This is a genomic window from Puerhibacterium sp. TATVAM-FAB25, assembly GCF_046535855.1.
GTDB classification, from domain to species: domain Bacteria; phylum Actinomycetota; class Actinomycetes; order Actinomycetales; family Cellulomonadaceae; genus Puerhibacterium; species Puerhibacterium variabilis_A.
Map to the genome: position 1 here is coordinate 469,952 of NZ_JAXUAK010000001.1, position 19,704 is coordinate 489,655.

Below are 19,704 nucleotides of genomic sequence, written 5' to 3' on the forward strand. Positions count from 1 at the left end.
CCCGGGGCCCCGGTCGTCCCCGCCCGGACCGACCCTGGACCGACCCTGGCCCGGGTTCGGGCCCGGTCGGGGCCCGGGTCCGAGCTCGGGTTCGGGCGCAGGCTCAGGCCTGCGCCGCCGCCCAGCCGCCGCTGGAGCCGAACCCGCCCTCGCCGCGGTGCGAGCCCGGCAGGGTCTCGGCGCGCAGGAACCGGGCCCGCTCCACCTTCTGCACCACGAGCTGGGCCACGCGGTCGCCGCGCTGCAGCCGCACGGGCTCGGCGGCGTCGGTGTTGAGCAGCGTGACCTTGATCTCGCCGCGGTAGCCGGCGTCCACGGTGCCGGGGGCGTTGACGATCGTCAGCCCGTGCCGGGCCGCGAGGCCGGAGCGCGGGTGGACGAAGGCGGCGTAGCCGTCGGGCAGCGCGATCGCGACGCCGGTGGGCACCACCACGCGGCCCTGCGGCGGGATCTCCACGTCGACGGTGGTCACGAGGTCGGCGCCGGCGTCGCCCGGGTGGGCGTACGCGGGCACCGGGACGGCGTCGTCGAGCAGGCGGATGAGGACGTCGACGGTGGTCCCGTCGGGCAGGTCGGTCTGCGGCACGCGGGCAGCCTAGCCGCCCGGCACCGCGCGGTCCGCGTCCTAGGGCCGCGTCCCGGGGCCGCGTCCCGGGGCCGCGGCGCTCCGGCCGCGCGGCCTGGGATGATCGTGCCCATGAGCGACGCCCCCGCCCCCGCCCACCGCGAGCGCCTGCACCCGGGCCCGGCCGCCCTCGGGGGCGCGCTCGGCCTCGGCCTGGTCATCGGCCTCGTCGCCGTGCCGCTGGGCGTGCCGGCCGCCGTCGTGGTCGGCGTCGTGGTCGCGGCCGCCGGCGTCGCCGCGCTGGTCGCCGGCTCGCCGGTGGTCGAGGTGCGCGAGGGCGAGCTGCGCGCGGGGCGGGCGCACGTGCCCGCCCGGCTGCTGGGCGACGTCGTGCCGCTGACCGCCGAGCGGATGCGCGCCGAGCTCGGGCCGCTCCTGGACGCCCGGGCCCACGTGTGCCTGCGCTCGTGGGCACGCACGGGGGTGCGGGTGACGCTCGAGGACCCCGCGGACCCGACGCCGTACTGGCTGGTCTCGACGCGTCACCCCGAGCGGCTGGCCGAGGCCCTCGTCGCGGCGCGGGACGCGGCGCCGGCCTGACCGACCGCCTGACCGCCGGCAGGACCGCCCGGGAACGCAGGAGGCCGCCGCGCCCAGGGCGCGGCGGCCTCCCGACCCGGCAGTCGCGGCCGGTCAGGTCAGGGTGTCGTCAGGCGGCGCACTCGGTGCAGATCATCTGGCCGTTCTTCTCGTAGGCCAGCTGGCTGCGGTGGTGGACGAGGAAGCAGCTCGAGCAGGTGAACTCGTCCGCCTGTCGCGGCAGGACGCGCACGGTGAGCTCCTCGCCGGACAGGTCGGCGCCGGGAAGCTCGAAGCCTTCCGCGGCCTCCGTCTCGTCCTCGTCGACGACACCCGACGACTTGTCGGAACGGCGGGCCTGGAGCTCCTGGATGGAGTCCTGCTCCACGTCCTCGTCGTTCTTGCGGGGGGCGTCGTAGTCGGTTGCCATCTGTGGGGTCACGCTCCGTGTCTCGGTGTCCGTACGCGCAGTCAATGCTCGGCGACCCGGTTTTGTTCCCGGTCGGCGCACGGATTGTGCCCCATTCGCGTCACGTACGCGAGGCCCCGTCCGGCGTGGTGCGTCACACCCCCCTCACCTGCGGCGACACCGGTGTGAGACGCGTCTCAGAACGGTCGCCCGGAGCATCCTCCGCGGCGGCGTGTCAGCAACCGGCGGGCCCCGCCGCGCCCGGGCCTGGCTCAGGTCGGCCCCAGGTCGGGCCCGGGTCAGGCCCCCTCCGCGGCGCCGTCGGCGTCCGCCTCCTCCAGGAGGGCCACGAGGTCGTGGACGACCGGCGCGGCGCCGACGACGGTCATGGCCGTGCCGGCGCGGCGCCCGCGCAGCCCGGTGACGACGGCGCCGGACTCGGCGGCCACGAGCGCCCCGGCGGCCATGTCCCACGGGTTGAGCCCGCGCTCGTAGTACAGGTCGAGCGCGCCGTCGGCGACGAGGCACAGGTCGATCGCGGCCGACCCCAGCCGCCGGATGTCGCGCACCCGCGGCAGCACGGTGGCGAGCACCCGCGCCTGGGCGGCGCGGCGCTCGGCGGCGTAGCCGAACCCGGTGCCCACCAGGGAGGTGGCGAGGCTGGCGGCGCCGCCGGCGGCCAGCGGCTCGCCGTCGCGCGCGGCGCCCTCGCCGAGGCCGGCGGACCACGTGCGCCCGTCGACCACGGAGTGCACGGCGCCGGCCAGCGCCGTCCAGCGCTCGGGTTCGGGCGGCCCGGCCACGACGGCCACGGACACGGCGTAGGAGGCGACGCCGTACAGGTAGTTCACGGTGCCGTCGACCGGGTCGAGCACCCAGGTGAGCCCGCTCGTGCCGACGACGTCGTCGCCCTCCTCGCCCAGGATGCCGTCCTCGGGCCGCTCCTGCGCCAGGCGGCGGCGCAGCAGCGCCTCCGAGGCGCGGTCCATCGCGGTGACGGGGTCGACGTCGGAGGACTTGGTGGCGGCCACCGTGACCCGGGCCGGCCGCCCGGTGCGCACGAGCTCGCCGGCCTCGGTGGCCAGGCGCACGGCGAGGTCGCGCAGGCCGGCGACGGTGGTGCCCGCGGGCAGCGGCGGGACGACGTCGGACGGGTTCGGGCGCGGGGCGGGCGAGCTCACGCGCCCATCCTGCCCTGCCCCCGGCTGCCCCAGCGCCCCGACCAGCGGGAGTCGGCGCCGGGCACGACCCAGCCGAGCCGCAGCGACAGCAGCCGGAAGCCGAGGATGCCGACGACGACCAGCGCCTGCGTGACGACGTTCAGCGCGTCCGCGTGCCACAGCGCCGCCGTCGCGCCCGCGCCGATCAGCGCCGGGACCGCGTACAGCTGGCGGTCGGCGAGCACGAGCGGCACCTCCCCGACCAGCAGGTCGCGCACGATGCCGCCGCCGATGCCGGTCAGCACCCCGACGACGACGGCCGCGAGCAGGCCGACGTCGTACTCCAGGCCCTTGGTGGTGCCCAGCAGCACGAAGAGCGCCAGCGCGGCCGCGTCGAGCACGATGACGGCCCGGCGCATGCGCTCCAGGCGCGGGTGGAGGAAGAAGATCACCAGGCCGGCGGCGAGGGCCGCGACGACCAGCGGCCAGTGCGCGATCCCCACCGGCGGCGTGGCGCCGATGAGCACGTCGCGCAGGATCCCGCCGCCGAGCCCGGTGGCCCAGCCGAGCACGAGCACGCCGAAGACGTCGAAGTTCTTGCGCACCGCCGCGAGGCCGCCGGACAGGGCGGCCACGAAGACGGCGGCGAGCTCGATGGCGGCGTTCACGGGCAGGTCGTGCAGCAGGTCCACGGCGCCATCCTCCCCCGCCGACCGGCCCCGCCGCCCGCACGCCCACGGACGCGCCCGCCGGGCCGACGAGCACCTGTTCGCCCCATCGCCGATCGGCGGCACACCGGCGCGGTTGCGCCGCCGGGCGCCGCCGCGGTGGCACGCTCGGGGAGACATGTCAGCAGGGCGCAGGGTGGTCGACGATCCTGCCGAGGGAGGAAGCATGGCGGAGCTCCAGCTCGTGAGGGTCCGCGAGGACGGCGAGCAGCTCGTGCTGGCCGACGGCCACGGCACCGAGCACGTCCTCGCGGTCACCGACGCCCTGCGCACCGCCGTCGCGCGCCGGCGGCGCGACCCGGCCGCCCCCGCGCCCGAGCCCCCGACGTCGGGCCTGAGCCCGCGCGTGCTGCAGGCGCGGATGCGGGCCGGGGCGTCGGCCGAGGAGCTCGCCGCCGAGGCCGGCGTCGACGTCGAGCACGTGCGCCGGTTCGAGCACCCCGTGGTCGCCGAGCGCGACCACGTCGTCGGGCTCGTGCGCGCCCACCAGGTGCAGGGTCTCGACGGCGCGTCGGAGCTGGGCACGATCGCCGACGCGCGCCTGGCCGCCCGCGGCGTCCCGGCCGACGAGGCGACGTGGAGCGCGCGCCGCGAGGGCACCGCGCCGTGGGTGGTGGAGGTCCGCTTCGCCGCCGGCGACCGCGAGCGCTCGGCCCGCTGGACCTTCGACCTGCGCGGCCGCGTCGTGACGCCGCTGGACGACGAGGCCCGCTGGCTCGGCCAGCCCGACGACCCGCTGACCCCCGACCTGCGCGGCGTGCCGTCGCTGTCCACGCGCCGCGGCCCCGCGACGCTGGACGACGACACCACCCTGCTGCTCGACGACCTGGCCGGGCGCCGTGGGCAGCGCCCCGCGGCGCGCCCGTTCCCGCCCTCGGCGTCCGACGCCGACGCCGGACGGCCCGCACCGGGGCCCGCCGCGCGGGCGGACCGCGCGCCCGACGGCGGCGACGCCGGCGCGGCGGCGCACCCCCGCGAGCACGACGTGCCGGACGGCACGGTGCGAGGCGCGGACGCCGAGCCCGGCGACGGCCCGGAGGCCGACCACCCCGGCGCGAGCGTCGTGGACCTCGGCCGCTGGAACCCCCGGCGCCGCCAGGAGGCCCGCTCCACGCACCCGTCGGCGCACCCGTCGGCGCACCCGTCCGCGCTCCCCCCGGCCCACCCCGCGGTGCGCGCCGCGGCCGAGCGGGCCGCGGAGGAGCGCGCCGTCGACGGCTCGCCGGACGCCGCGCACCCGGGTGCGGCGGACCGGGACGCGACCGACGAGCCTGCGGCGGAGCGCGGCGTGCCCGAACGATCCGTGCCCGAGCGGTCCGTGCCCGAACGATCCGTGCCCGAGCGGTCCGTGCCCGAGCGACCGGCACCGGAGCGTCCCGTGGAGCCCGCGGCCGCGGTGCGGGACGACGAGGGCGCCGCACCGGGCGGCGCGGCCGCACCGGCGACCGGGGCGACCCCGGTGGCGGCCGGCGCGAGGCCCGCGACGTCGGCGCGCGGCGTGCCGGCGACGCGGCGCAGCCGCAAGGGCCGCCCGCAGGTGCCGAGCTGGGACGAGATCGTCTTCGGGGCCCGCCCCGAGAGCTGACCCCTCCGGGGCTCACTTTCTCAGCACCCGCCTCGAGGCTGGTCCCGGCCGGGCCGGCCTCAGCCGAGGTCGAGCATCCCCTCGCCGGCCTCGGCGAGCAGGCGGGCCGAGGCCGCCGTCATGCGCCGCATGTGGTGGCGCCGGCAGAGCACCTCGTAGGCCACCTCGAACGTGCCGGCCGCGGTGTCCCCGACGACGACCTGCTGACCCTCGACCACCATGACCCCGTCCACCGTGCGCGCGTTGTGCGTGGCGCGGCGGCCGCACCAGCACAGGGACTGCACCTGCAGCACCTCCGTGCGGTCGGCCAGCTCGAGCAGGCGCGCCGACCCGGGGAACAGGCAGGTGCGGAAGTCCGTGGTGATCCCGAAGGCGAAGACGTCGATCTCGACCTCGTCGACGAGCCGCGCGAGCTGCTCGACCTGCTGCGGGGAGTAGAACTGCGCCTCGTCGCACACGACGTAGTCGACGTAGCGCCCCTGGCGCTGCTCGGCCGCCACGACCTCCCAGAAGTCGGTGGCGTCGTCGACCTCGCGCGCGGCGACCTCCAGGCCCAGGCGGGACGAGACCCGTGCGGCCCCGGCGCGGTCGTGCCGGGTGAAGATCACCCCGGTGCGCCCGCGTGCCGCGTGGTTGAAGTCGAGCTGCAGCGCGAGCGTCGACTTGCCGGAGTCCATGGTGCCGGTGAAGAAGACCAGCTCGGCCACGGTCAGCCCTTCCCCGCGACGGCCGCCACCAGCGGCACCGTCATCTCGTGCGGGGTGAACGAGCCGTGCACGCCGGCCAGCTCCAGCGACGCCGGCGTCTGGGTGCGGGAGTCGACGACGGTCAGCCGCTCGCGCGGCGCCACCAGCACGTCGCCGACCCACGGCAGCACGTGGTCGGTCACGGGGCCGAACCAGCCCGCGGCGGTCGCCTCCTCGCGCAGGGCGACGACGGCGCCGTCCCCCAGCACGTCCCGCCAGCGCTCGGCGACGGCGGCGGCGCGGCCGTCGGCACCTGCCGCCCGCTGGGTGCCGTCCGCGCCGTGGGTGCCGTCGACGCCGTCCGGGCCGTCGACGTACAGGTGCAGCGCGCGCGGCTCGCCGCCGACCAGGGCCACGCCCTCGGCGAGCGCCGGGGTGGCCGCGACGTCGAGCCGGGCCGCCCGGTCCACCTCGACCTGTCCGTGGTCGGCCGTGACGAGCACGAGCGTCCCCGGCGGCACCGAGCGCACGAGCCGCGCGACCTCGCGGTCGAACGCCTCCAGCTCGTCGCCCCACTGCCACGACTGCCAGCCGTGGTGGTGGCCGGTCTTGTCGACGTCGCCCCAGTACAGGTAGACGAGCGCCGGCCCGCCCGGCCGCAGCGCGCGCACGACGCCGTCGACGCGGTCCTCGAGCGACTCGGCCGCCACGTACGCGCCGCCGCGCAGCGCCGCCAGGGTCATGCCGGACCCGGCGAACCGTGCCGGGCCGACCGACGTCACGGCGACGCCGGCCGCCGTCAGCCGCTCGAACACCGTGGGCTCGCGCTGCAGCTCGTGCGCCGGCACCGGCAGTGCGCCCGCCCCCGGCACGGGCCGGTAGGGGTCGGGCTGCTCGGTCCAGGACACCATGTTGGCCAGGCCGCCGGTGGCGGGGTTGCGCTGGGTGTAGCCGAGCATGCCGCTGCACCCCGGCGCCGTGCCCGTGCCGAAGGTGCTCACGGCCGCGGCCGTGGTGGAGGGGAACGTGGTGGTCAGCGTGCGCGTCCCGGGCAGCAGCCCGCGCAGGAACGGCGCGTGGCCGGCGCGCTCGGCGAGGTTGAGGTGGCCGAGCCCGTCGCACAGCACGACCACGACCCGCTCGACGGCGGGCAGGCCCAGCGCGGCCGCGCAGTCCCGCGAGGTCAGCCCCGTCGCGGTGGTGAGGTCGACGCCGAGGGCGCCGGCCGCGCCGGGCAGCACGGCGGCGAGGGAGTCGGTCCCGTAGGTGGGCGCGACGAGCCCGGCGGGCAGCAGGGCCGCGGCGGCGCTCACCGGGCCCGGCCGGCGGTGGCGGCGGACAGGGTGCGGGCGAACGCCACCGCCCGGCGCACGGCCGGGCGGCCCTCGGCCGTGCTCGACACGCGCACGACGACGTCGTCCGGCAGCAGCTGGCCGGTCAGGCCGTGGTCGGCGTCGCAGCCCGGGTCGCCGCAGGAGGCGGGCTCCAGCTCGAGCCGGGAGACCGCGCCCCAGCCGACGACGAGGTTGATCTCGCTCGCGGACTCGCCCCCCGAGGTGTACTCGGCGGGCCGGGCGACCACGTGCGTCAGGGTGACCGACCGGATCTCGGCCAGCGGCACCGCCTCGGTGGTCGCGGCGGCCGACGCCGGCGCGTCCTTGTCGCCCTCGTGGTCGTCGACGTGCGCGGCGACCAGCCGGCTCGGCGTCAGGACCAGCACGGTGAGGTGGCGGCGCACCTCGTTGTCGAAGGTGGTCTCGGCCTGCACGAGGTGGGCGACCACCTCCTCCCCCGCCAGCGCGACGTCGAGCACGTCCTCGACGAGCTGGGGGTAGTAGCCGGCACGGACGATGTCGGCGTGCAGGTCGGCAGTCAGCGGTCCGGTGTAGGGCTCGGCGTGCGGCACCCGCACATTGTTCCACCGCCGCGGACCGTCCCGCTGCAGGCGGTCACGGGCCCCCGTGCGCACGCCGCCGCGCGGACGCCCCCGGCGGGCCGCCTCGCCGTCGGCGGGCAGCGCGCGGCGCCGTCAGGCGGGCAGCGCGCGCCGCAGCCCGTCGGCGCGCTGCTCGGCCGGCCGGAGCCGCACGCTGGCGTGCAGCACGCGCGCGCACTCCTGCGCGACGACCACGGGGTACAGCTCGAGGCGCGCCACCTCCGGCAGGTCGTCGGCCAGCACCGCCACGCGCGCCACCACGTCCTCCAGCGCCGCCACGTCGGCCGGCGGGGCGCCCTGGTAGCCGAAGAGCCGCGGCGCGGCCCGCACCGAGCGCACGAGCTCGTGCACGTCGACGTCGGTCAGCGGCGCGATGCCGTAGGCCACGTCGTCGAGCAGCTCGGTGGCGTCGCCGGACAGCCCGAACGACACGACCGGGCCGAACAGCGGGTCCTCCGTCGAGCGCACCACGCACGCCACGCCCGACGGGACCATCGCCTGCACCTCGAGCACCGGCTCGCGGTCGGGCGCGAACGCGGCGGCGACCGCCCGCATCCGCTCCACGGCCTCGCCGAGCTCCTCGGCGTCGGCGAGGTCCAGCCGGACCCCGCCGAGGTCGGCGCGGTGCCGCAGCGTGCGCGCGGTCGACTTCAGCGCGACGGGCCAGCCCAGGCCGTCCGCCGCGGCGACCGCCTCGGCGGCGGTGCGCACGCGCCGCGAGCGGTGCAGCATCAGGCCGTAGCAGGCGAGCAGCTCGGCGGCGGCGTCCTCGTCGAGGTGCACCTCGCCGTCGCCCGCCGCGGCGGCCTGGCGCAGGTGCGCCTCGACCAGCCTCCGGGCCCGGGCCTGCTGCACGCCCGCGGGGCGCGCCGTCGTGCCGTGGTCGCGGTCGCGCCAGGCGGCGTGGCCGACCACCTTGGCGAGGGCGGCGACGGCGTCCTCGGGGGTGGAGAACGCGGGCACGCGGACCTCGCGGCCGTCGGGCGCCGTCGCCACGAGCTCCTCCGGCATGCCGTGCAGGCCGAGCATCGACGCCACCGTCGGACGGCCGGTGCGGGCCGCGGCCCGGGCGACGGCCCGCGCCACCGTGCCGCTGCGCGGCATCACGACCGGCACGTCGACCGCGACGACGACGTCGCACGCGCCGGGGGCGTAGAGCGCCTCCACCGTGCGCTCCACGTCCTCGTCGGACATGTCGGCCGACAGGAAGTCGCTCGAGGTGGCGACGACGAGGTCGTTGGCCGCCGCGGCCTCCGCCACGAGCGCCGCGAGCGCCGCGGAGCTGGCCAGGATGCCCACCCGTCGCCCGCCCGGCAGCGGCTGGTGGGCGACCACCTGCGCCACGTCCATGAGCTGGTGGGCGTTCTCGGCGCGGATGACGCCGGCCTGGCGCAGCAGCTCGTCGAGCATCCGCCGCGGCGCGCGGGTGGCGCGCACGGCGTGCCCGGGCGGCACCACCTGGCCGGAGCGCCCGGCGACCACCACGACGACCGGCTTCTCGGCCGCCACCCGGCGGGCGATGCGCGAGAACTTGCGCGGGTTGCCGATCGACTCCAGGTACAGGCACACCACCTGGGTGGCGGGGTCCTGGAGCCAGTACTGCATGAGGTCGTTGCCGGACACGTCGGCGCGGTGCCCGGCGGACACGAGCGAGGAGACGCCGAGGCCGCGGCGCTCGAGCGTGGCCGACAGGGTCACCGCGGCCGGCGCTGACTGGCAGAACAGCCCGACGACGCCCGGCGCGGGCGGGCGCGGCGCGAGGCTGGCGTGCAGCCGGGCGCCCGGCGTGGTGGTGAGCAGGCCGTAGGACGCCGGCCCGACGACGCGCATCCCGTGGGCGTGCGCGGTCCGCACGAGCGCGCGCTGACGGTCCAGCCCGCGCTGGCCGGTCTCGGCGTAGCCGGCGGACAGCACGACGACGCCGCGCGCCCCGTGCCCCGCCAGGCGGCGCACCGCCTCGACGGCCTCCTGCGGCGGCAGGGCCAGCACGGCGAGGTCGACCTGCGCCACCTCGGCCCACGACGCGAGCGGCGTGACCCCGGGCGCCGCCTCGACGGGGCCGGGCACGCCGAGCACGGCCAGCTCGGTGTCGCCGGGGTCGGCCAGGGCGGCGTCGACCACGCGGCGGGCCATGAGCGCCTCGACCGTGCTCGGCGCCGCGTCGGCGCCCGGGCCGACCAGCAGCACCCGCCGCGCGGCGAGCAGGCCCTGCATGCTGCGCGCCTCGGCCCGGTGCTCGCGGTCGGCCATGACCTCGCGGGAGCGCTCGGTGGGGTCGAGGTCCACCGACACCGTGACCACGCCGTCGTCGAGCTGCTGGTGCACGCCGTACCCGGCGGCCCGGAAGACGGCGAGCATCGACCCGTTCTGCGGCAGCACGTCGGCGGTGAAGCGGCGCACGCCGCGCTCGCGCGCGGCCGCGGCGAGGTGCTCGAGCAGCACCGACCCCAGGCCCTTGCCCTGCACGGAGTCGGCGATGTTGAAGGCGACCTCGGCCAGGCCCGGCTCGACGACGTCGTAGCGGGCGACGCCGATGATGTCCTCGCCGGCGCCCACGCCGCCCGCGTCCTCGGCCGGGCGCACCGCCACCAGCGCGGCGCGCTCCACGTGGTCCACGTGCGTGAACAGCCGCAGCTCCCGCTCGGTCAGCCGCGTGACGGGGGCGAAGAACCGCAGGTAGGCCGAGCGCTCCGACTGGCCCTGCTGGAAGCGCTGCAGGGCGTCGGCGTCCTCGGGGCGGATGGGCCGCACGTGCGTCGTGCTGCCGTCGCGCAGGACGACGTCCGCCTCCCAACCCACCGGGTACGCCGCCGTGCCGTCCGCTGCCACGGGGCCAGGTTAGCGGCCGGCCCGGCAGCCGCGGACGGGGCCGGGGAGCGAGCCGGGACAGGAGCCGGACGGGAGCCGGCCGGGAGCCGGACGGGAGTCGCGGGCGGTGGCGGCCGGGTGCCGCGGTTCCGCGGGATGTCGGTGGCTGCGCGGTACCGTGGGGTACCCCGGCGGGGCCTTCCCACGCCGACGTCCCTGCAGTCCCCCACCCTCCGGGAGCCCGAACGCCCATGGCGCGCAAGACCGCCGCCGTCCCGCCCGAGCCGGTCGACGAGAAGATCGTCGACGTCGACGTCGCCTCGGAGATGGAGACGTCGTTCCTCGAGTACGCGTACTCCGTCATCTACGCGCGGGCGCTGCCCGACGCCCGCGACGGCCTCAAGCCGGTCCAGCGGCGCATCCTCTACATGATGTCGGACATGGGCCTGCGCCCGGACCGCGCGCACGTGAAGTCCTCGCGCGTGGTCGGCGAGGTGATGGGCAAGCTGCACCCGCACGGCGACGCGGCGATCTACGACGCGCTCGTGCGCCTGGCCCAGGACTTCTCCCTGCGCCTGCCGCTCGTCGACGGCCACGGCAACTTCGGCTCGCTGGACGACGGCCCCGCGGCCCCGCGCTACACCGAGGCGCGCCTGGCGCCGCCGTCGATGGCGATGACCGCCGGCCTGGACGAGGACGTCGTCGACTACGAGCCGAACTACGACAACAAGCTCACGCAGCCGTCCGTGCTGCCGGCCGCGATCCCCAACCTGCTGGTCAACGGCGCCTCGGGCATCGCCGTCGGCATGGCCACGAACATGCCGCCGCACAACCTCGTCGAGGTGGTCGCCGCGGCCCAGCACCTGCTGGCGCACCCCGACGCCACGCTCGAGGACGTCATGCGGTTCGTGCCCGGCCCGGACCTGCCGAGCGGCGGCAAGATCGTGGGCCTCGAGGGCGTGCGGGACGCCTACCGCACCGGCCGCGGCTCGTTCCGCACCCGCGCCACCGCCCGGGTGGAGAACATCACCCCGCGGCGCAAGGGCATCGTCGTCACCGAGCTGCCGTACACGGTGGGCCCGGAGAAGGTGGTCGAGAAGATCGCCGACGGCGTCAAGAGCAAGAAGATCCAGGGCGTCGCCAACGTCCAGGACCTCACCGACCGCGAGCACGGGCTGCGCCTGGTCGTGGAGGTCAAGACCGGCTTCGACCCCGACGCCGTGCTGGAGCAGCTGTACCGGGCGACGCCGCTCGAGGAGTCGTTCGGCATCAACAACGTGGCGCTGGTCGAGGGGCGGCCGCGCACGCTGGGGCTGCTCGAGCTGCTGCGGGTGTGGGTGGACCACCGCACGGACGTGGTGCGCCGCCGGTCGGCGTTCCGCCTGGGCAAGCGCAAGGAGCGCCTGCACCTGGTCGAGGGCCTGCTCCTGGCGATCGTCGACATCGACGAGGTCATCCAGGTGATCCGGTCCTCCGACGACGCCACGGCCGCCCGCGAGCGCCTGCGCAGCGTCTTCGACCTGTCGGAGCCGCAGGCGAACTACATCCTCGACCTGCAGCTGCGCCGGCTGACGAAGTTCTCCCGCCTCGAGCTGGAGAAGGAGCAGAGCGACCTCGAGCGCGAGATCGCCGAGCTCGAGGAGATCCTCGGCTCCCAGGAGGTGCTGCACGGGGTCGTCTCCGAGGAGATGGGCGAGGTCGCGCGCACCTACGGCACGCCGCGGCGCACGGTGCTGCTCGACTCCGCCGGCGGCACCGCGACGTCGTCGGCGGCAGTGAGCCCCGGCGGGCGCGGGCGCCGCGCCGCGCCGATCTCGCTGGAGATCGCCGACGCCCCGACCCGCGTGCTGCTGTCCGCCACGGGCCTGCTCGCGCGGACCTCGGGCGAGCAGGCCGCCGCGGCGGTGGAGCGGTCCGGGCGCCGGCACGCGCACGACGCGCTGCGCGGCGACGCCCCGGCGACCACCCGCGGCCACGTCGGCCTCGTGACCACCGCCGGGCGCCTGCACAAGGTCTCCGTGCTCGACCTGCCCGCGCTGCCGCCGACCGACGGCGCGCCGTCCCTGTCCGGCGGCATCCCGGTGAGCGAGCTGCTCGCCCTGCCGGCCGGCGAGGAGGTGCTCGCCGTGGTGTCGCTGGCGCCCGACGCCCCGACGCTCGCGCTGGGCACCACCCAGGGCGTGGTCAAGCGCGTCGCCGGCGGCGACGTCCCGGCCAACAAGGACGGGTGGGACGTGATCGCGCTCAAGGACGGCGACCGCGTGGTCGGCGCCGCGGCGGCGGGCGACGAGGACGAGCTGGTGCTCGTCTCGTCCGACGCGAGCCTGCTGCATTTCGCCGCCTCGGCGGTGCGCCCGCAGGGGCGCGCCGCGGGCGGCATGGCCGGCATCAAGCTGGCGGCCGGCGCGCGGGTGGTGTTCTTCGGCGTGGCCCGCGCGGCCACCCGGGACCTGCACACGGTCGTCACCGTCGCGGGCTCGTCGGGGCAGCTGCCGGGCGTCGCGGGCGGCTCGGTCAAGGTGACGCCCTATGAGCTGTACCCCGGCAAGGGCCGGGCCACCGGCGGCGTGCGCTCGCACCGGTTCCTCAAGGGCGAGGACGAGCTCGTGCTCGCCTGGGTCGGCGAGGGACCGGCCCGCGCGGTCGGCACGGGCGGCCAGCCCGTCGAGCTGCCGGCCGACGACATGCGGCGCGACGGCTCCGGCGTGCCGGCGCTTGCCCCGGTCGCGGCGATCGGCTGAGCGACCAGGCGGCTCGCCCCGCACGACGGGCCCGGGCCGGGGCGTCCCCGGACCCGTCGTGGCGGGCGGTCAGGCCGCGGCCTTCTCCACGGCCGCCAGGAGGAGCTGCGCCAGGTCGTCGGGCCGGCTGAACATCGGCCAGTGCCCGGTGGGCAGGTCGACCAGCTCGTGGTCGCGCAGGGCGGCCAGCTCCGCCATCCAGGGCACGCCCTGGTCGAGGAACGACCGGTACATCGCCGACGCGCTCTCGAACCCGTCCCAGCGCTCGCACGCGATGACGGTCGTCGGCACGTCGTGGCGCCGCTCGTCGGTGAGGCGCAGCGGGTCGAGGAAGACGCCCCGCGGCTCCGGCACCGCACGCGCGCGGAACTGCTCGCGCAGCGCGTCGTCCAGGCCCTCCAGCTCCGGCGCCTCGAAGAAGTCCCACGCGGGCAGCGGCACCTCGTCGCCGACCACGGGTACCTCCTCGTTGACCGCCGAGCCCTCGACGGCCGGGCCGGCGTCGACGTACACGAGCCGCGCGACCGCGTCCGGGCGGCGGTCGCTGGCGGCGAACGCGATCGTGCCGCCGGCCGAGTGCCCGACGAGCACCACCGTGCGCCCCTCCGCGGTGAGCCGGTCGAGCACGTCGACGACGGCGGCGACGTGGTCCTCCAGCCCGATGCCCGCGCGGTCGGCGTCCCGCGACTCCTTGCCGGGCAGGGTGAGGGCGTGCACGGTGTGGCCGGCGGCCTCGAGGACGGGGCGCACGCCGTCCCACGCGGAGGCGTCGAGCCACGCCCCGGGGATCATCACGATGTCCATGCCGCAGACCCTACGGCGCAGGTGTGACACGTCCCACACCCGCGGCCCGCGGCGACAGGTGCGCGCCGGCGCGGCGCGTCAGAGGTCGAGCGCGTACGTCCGCGAGCCCGACGCCTTGACGTACCCGAGGCTCGCGTACAGGCCGGTCGCCCCGCTCGGGTTGGCGGTGTCCACGTCGAGGCTGGCCTCCCGCATGCCGTCGGCGGCCATGGCCCGCAGGCCGGCGGCGAGCGCCGCCACCGCCGCGCGGCGGCCGCGGTAGGCCCGCCGGGCCCCGAGCAGGTCGGAGTAGCCGAACGGGTATCCGCGCGCGGCGATCGAGTCCGGGTAGCGGCTGGCCATGTGGTAGCCGACGACCAGCGGCTCGCCGGCGCGCAGCGCCGCGGCGGTGGCCTCGTCGGTGTCGGGGTCCGCGAGCAGCGCCGCGACGTCGGGGTGCTCGTCGAGCACGAGGAACGACCAGCCGGGCTCGTGGTGCGTCGCCCCGCGCCGCCACTGCTCTGCGGTCTGCGGCTCGCTGCCCCAGTGGTCGCGGAAGGCGTCGTTGTGGGCGAGCCGGGTCGCCTCGTCGAGGTCGGGCGCCCACGGCACGAGCCGCAGGCCGTCGGCCGGCGTCACCTCCGTCACGGGCTCGGCGAGGTCGCGGCGCAGCTCGTGCCAGTAGCGCACCGGCGCCAGCCCCGCCCGCTCGAGCAGGCGGTGCTCGGCCGCCGGGGCGTCGTCCTCCGCCCACGTCTGCAGGCGCGCAGGCAGGTCCTTGCCGGAGGCGGCGAGGAGCTGGCGCGCGCGGGCCAGCCCCCACGCCAGGACCTCGCGCCCGACGCCGCGCCCGCGCCACCCGGGGTGCACCCCGCCGTGCAGGAGGCCGCGCGCGAGGCGCACGTCCCCGGGCGGGGTGAACGCGTGCATCCAGGCGCGCGGCTCGCCCGCGGCGTCGACGCCGAGCAGCCAGTCCGCCGCCGGGTCGGTCCACGGGGCGGTGAGCTCGTCGCGGACCTCCGCCTCCGACGTGCGGTGCGGGGCGCCGTCGGCCTCGAGCACGGCGTTCTGCAGCGCCGCGACGGCCGCGGCATCCGCCGCGCCGGCCCCGCGGTAGGTCAGGCCGCCGGCGGTGGGCACGGGCAGCGCGTCCGGGGCGGCGGCGCGGACGGCGAGGGGCACCGGCTGCGGCACGAGGTGCGGCGCGGGGTCGGGCGCGGGGTCGGGCGTGGCAGGCATGTCGGCCACGCTAGGGGCAGCCGCGGCCCGCGGCCGCGCAATTGCGCCCCGGGCGTCGCCCGCGCGGGGCCGGGCGCCTAGGCTGCCCCCGTGGGCCTGATCCCGGACGACGACGCCGCCTCCGCCCGCGCGGACGCCCTGCGCACCGCCGTGCGCACGCGCGTCGTCGTCGCCGACGGCGCCATGGGCACGATGCTGCAGGCCGCGGGGCCGACCCTCGAGGACTTCGCCGGCCACGAGGGCTGCAACGAGATCCTCAACGTCACCCGGCCGGACCTGGTCGCCGGCGTGCACGACGCGTTCCTCGCCGTCGGCGTCGACGCCGTCGAGACGAACACCTTCGGCGCCAACTGGTCCAACCTCGCCGACTACGGCATCGAGCACCGGATCCGCGAGCTCGCCCGCGCCGGGGCGGCGATCGCGCGCGAGCGGGCCGACGCCCACGCCACGCCCGACCGGCCGCGCTGGGTGCTCGGCTCGGTGGGCCCCGGCACCAAGCTGCCCTCCCTGGGGCACGTCACGTACGCCCACCTGCGCGCCACGTTCGCCGAGCAGGTCGCCGGCCTGCTCGAGGGCGGCGCGGACGCCGTGCTCGTGGAGACGAGCCAGGACCTGCTGCAGGCCAAGGCCGCCGTGGCCGGGGCACGCCGCGCGATGGCCGAGGTCGGTCGCACGGTGCCGCTCGTCGTGTCCGTGACCGTCGAGACCACCGGCACCATGCTCATGGGCTCGGAGATCGGCGCCGCGCTGGCGACGCTGCAGGCGCTCGACGTCGACGCCATCGGCCTCAACTGCGCCACCGGCCCGGACCGGATGAGCGAGCACCTGCGCTACCTCGCCCAGCACTCCCCCGTGCCGATGACCTGCATGCCGAACGCGGGGCTGCCGGAGCTCGGCCCGGACGGCGCCACCTACCCGCTGACGCCCGCCGAGCTCGCCGCGGCGCACCGGCAGTTCGTCCGGGAGTTCGGCGTCGGGCTGGTGGGCGGCTGCTGCGGCACGACGCCGGAGCACCTGCGCGCGGTCGTCGAGGCCGTGCGCGGCGCCGAGCTGTCCGAGCGCCGGCCCCGCCGGGAGAACGCGGTCGCGTCGCTGTACTCCCCCACCGAGCTGCGGCAGGAGACCTCCTACCTGGCCATCGGCGAGCGCACCAACGCCAACGGGTCGAAGGCCTTCCGCGACGCCCTGCTGGCGGCCCGGTGGGACGACGTCGTCGAGATCGCCCGCGCCCAGACCCGCGACGGCGCGCACCTGCTCGACGTGTGCGTCGACTACGTGGGACGCGACGGCGTCGCCGACGTGCGCGAGGTGGTCTCGCGGCTGGCGTCGGCGTCCACCCTGCCGCTGGTCATCGACTCCACCGAGCCGGCGGTGATCCAGGCCGGCCTGGAGCTCGTCGGCGGGCGCGCCGTCGTGAACTCCGTGAACTTCGAGGACGGCGACGGGCCGACGTCCCGGTTCGCCCGCGTCATGCCGCTGGTCAAGGAGCACGGCGCCGCCGTCGTCGCGCTCACCATCGACGAGGAGGGCCAGGCGCGCACGACGGCGACGAAGGTCTCCGTCGCCTCCCGGCTCCTCGACACCCTCACCGGCACCTGGGGCATGCGGCTCGACGACGTGATCGTGGACATGCTGACGTTCCCGATCGCCACCGGGCAGGAGGAGACCCGGCGCGACGCGATCGAGACCATCGAGGCGATCCGCGAGATCACCCGGCGCTACCCCGGCGTGCACACCACCCTCGGCGTGTCCAACGTGTCCTTCGGGCTGTCGCCCGCGGCGCGCGCCGTGCTGAACTCGGTGTTCCTGCACGAGGCGGTCGAGGCCGGGCTGGACTCCGCCATCGTGCACGCCGCAAAGATCCTGCCCCGCACCGCCGTGCCGGACGAGCAGTGGGCCGCCGCCGAGGACCTCGTGTGGGACCGGCGCCGGTACGACGAGTCCGGCGCGCTCGTGCACGACCCGCTGGCCCACCTGCTCGACCTGTTCTCCGGCGTCGACTCGGCCGCGCTTCAGGACGCGCGGGCCGCCGAGATGGCCGCGCTGCCGGTCGGCGAGCGGCTCGGGCGCCGCGTGGTCGACGGGGCGCGCAAGGGGCTCGAGGACGACGTCGCCGAGGCGCTGGGCGCGGGCATGAAGGCGCTCGACATCGTCAACGACCACCTGCTGGCCGGGATGCAGACCGTGGGCGAGCTGTTCGGCTCGGGGCAGATGCAGCTGCCGTTCGTGCTGCAGTCCGCCGAGGTGATGAAGGCGGCCGTGGCGCTGCTCGAGCCGCACATGGAGCGCGTCGAGGGCGGGCCGACCAAGGGCACGATCGTGCTGGCCACCGTGCGCGGCGACGTGCACGACATCGGCAAGAACCTCGTGGACATCATCCTCACCAACAACGGCTACCGGGTCGTCAACCTCGGGATCAAGCAGCCGGTCTCGGCCATGATCGACGCCGCCCAGGAGCACGACGCCGACGTCATCGGCATGTCCGGGCTGCTCGTGAAGTCCACGGCCGTGATGAAGGAGAACCTCGCCGAGCTGGTCTCGCGCGGGCTGGAGAAGCGCTGGCCCGTCCTGCTCGGCGGCGCCGCCCTCACGCGCACCTACGTCGAGGACGACCTCGCCTCGACGTTCCCCGGCGTCGTGCGGTACGCCCGCGACGCCTTCGAGGGGCTGCGGCTCATGGAGCCGCTCGTGCGCGTCGCCCGCGGCGCGTCGCCCGACGACGTCGGCCTGCCGCCGCTGCGGCGGCGGCGCCACGGCGTGGTCACGGTGGCCGAGACGCCCGACGACGCGATGCCGGCGCGGTCCGACGTCGCCGCCGACAACCCCGTGCCGGAGCCGCCCTTCTGGGGCACGCGGACCGTCAAGGGCGTGCCGCTGGCCGAGTACGCGGCCTTCCTGGACGAGCGCGCCACGTTCATGGGCCAGTGGGGGCTCAAGCCCGGACGCGGCGGCGGGGCGGGTGCCGACGCGCCCGCCGGCGCCGGGGCCACCTACGAGGAGCTCGTCGAGACCGAGGGGCGCCCGCGGCTCGCGGAGTGGCTCGAGCGGGTGCGCACCGAGCGGATCCTCGACCCCTCGGTGGTCTACGGGTACTTCCCGGTGTGGTCGGAGGGCGACGACGTCGTCGTGGCCCACCACGACGGCCCGGACGGCGGGTCGGGCGGCGAGCCCGGCACGGAGCGCCTGCGGTTCACCTTCCCGCGCCAGCGGCGCGACCGGCACCTGTGCCTGGCCGACTTCGTCCGGCCGCGGGCGTGGGTCGAGGAGACCGGCCGGTACGACGTGCTGCCCGTCCAGCTCGTCACCGTGGGCGCCTCGGTGGCCGAGCACACCGCCCGGCTGTTCGCCGCCGACCGGTACCGCGAGTACCTCGAGCTGCACGGCCTGTCGGTGCAGCTCACCGAGGCGCTGGCGGAGTACTGGCACGCCCGGGTGCGCGCCGAGCTGGGGTTCGCGGACGAGGAGCCCCGCGACGTCGAGGGGTTGTTCAAGCTGGAGTACCGCGGCGCGCGGTTCTCGCTCGGCTACCCCGCGTGCCCGGACATGGAGGACCGGCGCAAGGTCGTGGAGCTGCTGCGACCCGAGCGCGTGGGGGTGACACTGTCGGACGAGCTGCAGCTGCACCCGGAGCAGTCGACGGACGCGTTCGTCCTCCACCACCCGGAGGCGAAGTACTTCTCGGTGTGAGGCCTAGGGCGTCCGCCGGCGGCGACGCGAGCCCGGTGGACCGCCGGGGTGGGCGCGGTGGGTGAGCAGGAACACCCGGTGCGCGGTGATCAGCAGCGCGAGCCAGGCCAGCCCGAGCAGCCAGGCGAAGCACACGTCGGTCAGCCAGTGGTGCCCGAGGTAGACCCGGCTCAGGCCCATCGCCACCGCCCAGGCCACGGCGGTGGCCACGGACAGGACCCGCGACCACCGCTGCCGCAGCAGCGGGAACGCCAGGTACGCCACCATGCCGGCGATGACGGTGCTGTTCAGAGCGTGCCCGGAGGGGAAGGAGAAGGCGTGCTCGTACGGCGGCACCGCATCGCTCAGCGGCGGCCGGGGCCGCCCGACGACCGCCTTCCCCACTGTGGTGAACACCAGGGAGCCGGCGGCCGCGAGCACCATCAGCAGCAGCGGCGTCCGGCTCCGTCGCCGCCACACCAGCACGGAGGTCAGGGCCAGCGCGATGACGGTCATGCCGACCGGGCCGCCGAGCTGGGTGAAGGCCGTGACGAGCCGCGCCGCGGCAGGCGTGCGGACCGCCAGCGCCTCGTCCAGCACGGGCCGGTCCAGGCCGGCGATCCCGTCCCCCTCCTCGACCGCCTCGTACACCTGCGCCCCGGCCGCGGTCAGCCCGGTCACCAGCACCGCCCCGACCAGGGCGGTCACCACGAGCACCGTCCGGCCCGCGGCGACGGTCGCCACCGCCGTGGCCACCGTCGTGACCACCTTCGTCGCCACCGCCGGCGGCCGCCTGCGATCCTGCTGCATCACCCGTCC

Annotated in this window: 15 protein-coding genes; 4 read left to right on the forward strand and 11 right to left on the reverse strand. The window is 76.9% G+C overall.

Annotated elements, in window-relative coordinates:
* Positions 1 to 103: 103 nt before the first annotated feature.
* Entirely contained in the window at positions 104 to 586 is a 483-nt protein-coding gene (gene dut, locus U5M74_RS02205) for a dUTP diphosphatase (protein WP_253181410.1), read from the reverse strand.
* Between the two features lie 111 nt (positions 587 to 697).
* On the opposite strand from dut, the gene U5M74_RS02210 reads away from it, so the two are divergent.
* On the forward strand, positions 698 to 1,165 hold the full coding sequence (locus U5M74_RS02210) for a DUF3093 domain-containing protein (protein ID WP_410905711.1): 468 nt from the start codon (positions 698 to 700) through the stop codon (positions 1,163 to 1,165).
* A 109-nt stretch (positions 1,166 to 1,274) separates the two neighbouring features.
* Here the strand turns inward: U5M74_RS02210 and U5M74_RS02215 are convergent, their stop codons facing one another.
* The 3 genes from U5M74_RS02215 to U5M74_RS02225 all read right to left on the reverse strand — a co-directional run bounded on the left by U5M74_RS02215 (position 1,275) and on the right by U5M74_RS02225 (position 3,405).
* Positions 1,275 to 1,574, reverse strand: a complete 300-nt coding sequence (locus U5M74_RS02215) for a DUF4193 domain-containing protein (protein ID WP_069984273.1) — start codon at positions 1,572 to 1,574, stop codon at positions 1,275 to 1,277.
* A 278-nt stretch (positions 1,575 to 1,852) separates the two neighbouring features.
* A complete protein-coding gene (locus U5M74_RS02220) occupies positions 1,853 to 2,734 on the reverse strand; it encodes an inositol monophosphatase family protein (protein WP_410905713.1) in 882 nt (293 codons plus the stop codon).
* Positions 2,731 to 3,405 (reverse strand): trimeric intracellular cation channel family protein, encoded by a 675-nt coding sequence (locus U5M74_RS02225; RefSeq protein ID WP_410905715.1) that lies wholly within the window; start codon positions 3,403 to 3,405, stop codon positions 2,731 to 2,733. The genes U5M74_RS02220 and U5M74_RS02225 overlap by 4 nt, the downstream gene beginning before the upstream one ends.
* A gap of 202 nt (positions 3,406 to 3,607) precedes the next feature.
* Here U5M74_RS02225 and sepH point away from each other — a divergent pair, with 202 nt between their 5' ends.
* Entirely contained in the window at positions 3,608 to 5,026 is a 1,419-nt protein-coding gene (sepH, locus tag U5M74_RS02230; RefSeq protein WP_410905717.1) for a septation protein SepH, read from the forward strand.
* A gap of 59 nt (positions 5,027 to 5,085) precedes the next feature.
* Here sepH and U5M74_RS02235 read toward each other — a convergent pair whose 3' ends face one another.
* The 4 genes from U5M74_RS02235 to U5M74_RS02250 all read right to left on the reverse strand — a co-directional run bounded on the left by U5M74_RS02235 (position 5,086) and on the right by U5M74_RS02250 (position 10,477).
* Positions 5,086 to 5,733, reverse strand: a complete 648-nt coding sequence (locus tag U5M74_RS02235; protein ID WP_410905719.1) for a thymidine kinase — start codon at positions 5,731 to 5,733, stop codon at positions 5,086 to 5,088.
* Between the two features lie 2 nt (positions 5,734 to 5,735).
* The gene (locus tag U5M74_RS02240) at positions 5,736 to 7,025 is read right to left on the reverse strand and encodes an alkaline phosphatase family protein (protein WP_410905721.1); all 1,290 of its coding nucleotides are present in this window, start codon (positions 7,023 to 7,025) and stop codon (positions 5,736 to 5,738) included.
* A complete protein-coding gene (locus U5M74_RS02245; RefSeq protein WP_410905723.1) occupies positions 7,022 to 7,618 on the reverse strand; it encodes a DUF5998 family protein in 597 nt (198 codons plus the stop codon). The genes U5M74_RS02240 and U5M74_RS02245 overlap by 4 nt, the downstream gene beginning before the upstream one ends.
* A 123-nt stretch (positions 7,619 to 7,741) precedes the next feature.
* Positions 7,742 to 10,477 (reverse strand): GNAT family N-acetyltransferase, encoded by a 2,736-nt coding sequence (locus U5M74_RS02250; RefSeq protein ID WP_410905725.1) that lies wholly within the window; start codon positions 10,475 to 10,477, stop codon positions 7,742 to 7,744.
* Positions 10,478 to 10,707: 230 nt separating this feature from the next.
* Here U5M74_RS02250 and U5M74_RS02255 point away from each other — a divergent pair, with 230 nt between their 5' ends.
* Positions 10,708 to 13,197 carry a DNA topoisomerase (ATP-hydrolyzing) subunit A gene (locus U5M74_RS02255; RefSeq protein ID WP_410905727.1) on the forward strand — a complete coding sequence of 830 codons (2,490 nt, stop codon included), beginning with the start codon at positions 10,708 to 10,710 and terminating at the stop codon, positions 13,195 to 13,197.
* 69 nt (positions 13,198 to 13,266) lie between these two features.
* On the opposite strand, the gene U5M74_RS02260 is transcribed toward U5M74_RS02255, so the two are convergent.
* Together U5M74_RS02260 and U5M74_RS02265 are read right to left on the reverse strand one after the other, a co-directional pair.
* A complete protein-coding gene (locus tag U5M74_RS02260; protein WP_410905729.1) occupies positions 13,267 to 14,001 on the reverse strand; it encodes an alpha/beta fold hydrolase in 735 nt (244 codons plus the stop codon).
* A 78-nt stretch (positions 14,002 to 14,079) separates the two neighbouring features.
* Positions 14,080 to 15,219 (reverse strand): GNAT family N-acetyltransferase, encoded by a 1,140-nt coding sequence (locus tag U5M74_RS02265; protein ID WP_410905731.1) that lies wholly within the window; start codon positions 15,217 to 15,219, stop codon positions 14,080 to 14,082.
* A gap of 90 nt (positions 15,220 to 15,309) precedes the next feature.
* Between U5M74_RS02265 and metH the strand changes: the two genes are divergently transcribed.
* Positions 15,310 to 18,906: a methionine synthase gene (gene metH, locus U5M74_RS02270; protein ID WP_410905733.1), complete on the forward strand. Its 3,597-nt coding sequence runs from the start codon at positions 15,310 to 15,312 to the stop codon at positions 18,904 to 18,906.
* Positions 18,907 to 18,909: 3 nt separating this feature from the next.
* Here the strand turns inward: metH and U5M74_RS02275 are convergent, their stop codons facing one another.
* Positions 18,910 to 19,695 (reverse strand): phosphatase PAP2 family protein, encoded by a 786-nt coding sequence (locus tag U5M74_RS02275; RefSeq protein WP_410905786.1) that lies wholly within the window; start codon positions 19,693 to 19,695, stop codon positions 18,910 to 18,912.
* Positions 19,696 to 19,704 lie beyond the last annotated feature (9 nt).

What these genes read in the sequence shown, in the direction of transcription:
- U5M74_RS02210 (WP_410905711.1), top strand. Translation starts at nt 698, where the DNA reads ATGAGCGACGCCCCCGCCCCCGCCCACCGCGAGCGCCTGCACCCGGGC.
- U5M74_RS02215 (WP_069984273.1), bottom strand. Translation starts at nt 1,574, where the DNA reads ATGGCAACCGACTACGACGCCCCCCGCAAGAACGACGAGGACGTGGAG.
- sepH (WP_410905717.1), top strand. Translation starts at nt 3,608, where the DNA reads ATGGCGGAGCTCCAGCTCGTGAGGGTCCGCGAGGACGGCGAGCAGCTC.
- U5M74_RS02255 (WP_410905727.1), top strand. Translation starts at nt 10,708, where the DNA reads ATGGCGCGCAAGACCGCCGCCGTCCCGCCCGAGCCGGTCGACGAGAAG.
- U5M74_RS02260 (WP_410905729.1), bottom strand. Translation starts at nt 14,001, where the DNA reads ATGGACATCGTGATGATCCCCGGGGCGTGGCTCGACGCCTCCGCGTGG.
- U5M74_RS02265 (WP_410905731.1), bottom strand. Translation starts at nt 15,219, where the DNA reads ATGCCTGCCACGCCCGACCCCGCGCCCGACCCCGCGCCGCACCTCGTG.
- U5M74_RS02275 (WP_410905786.1), bottom strand. Translation starts at nt 19,695, where the DNA reads ATGCAGCAGGATCGCAGGCGGCCGCCGGCGGTGGCGACGAAGGTGGTC.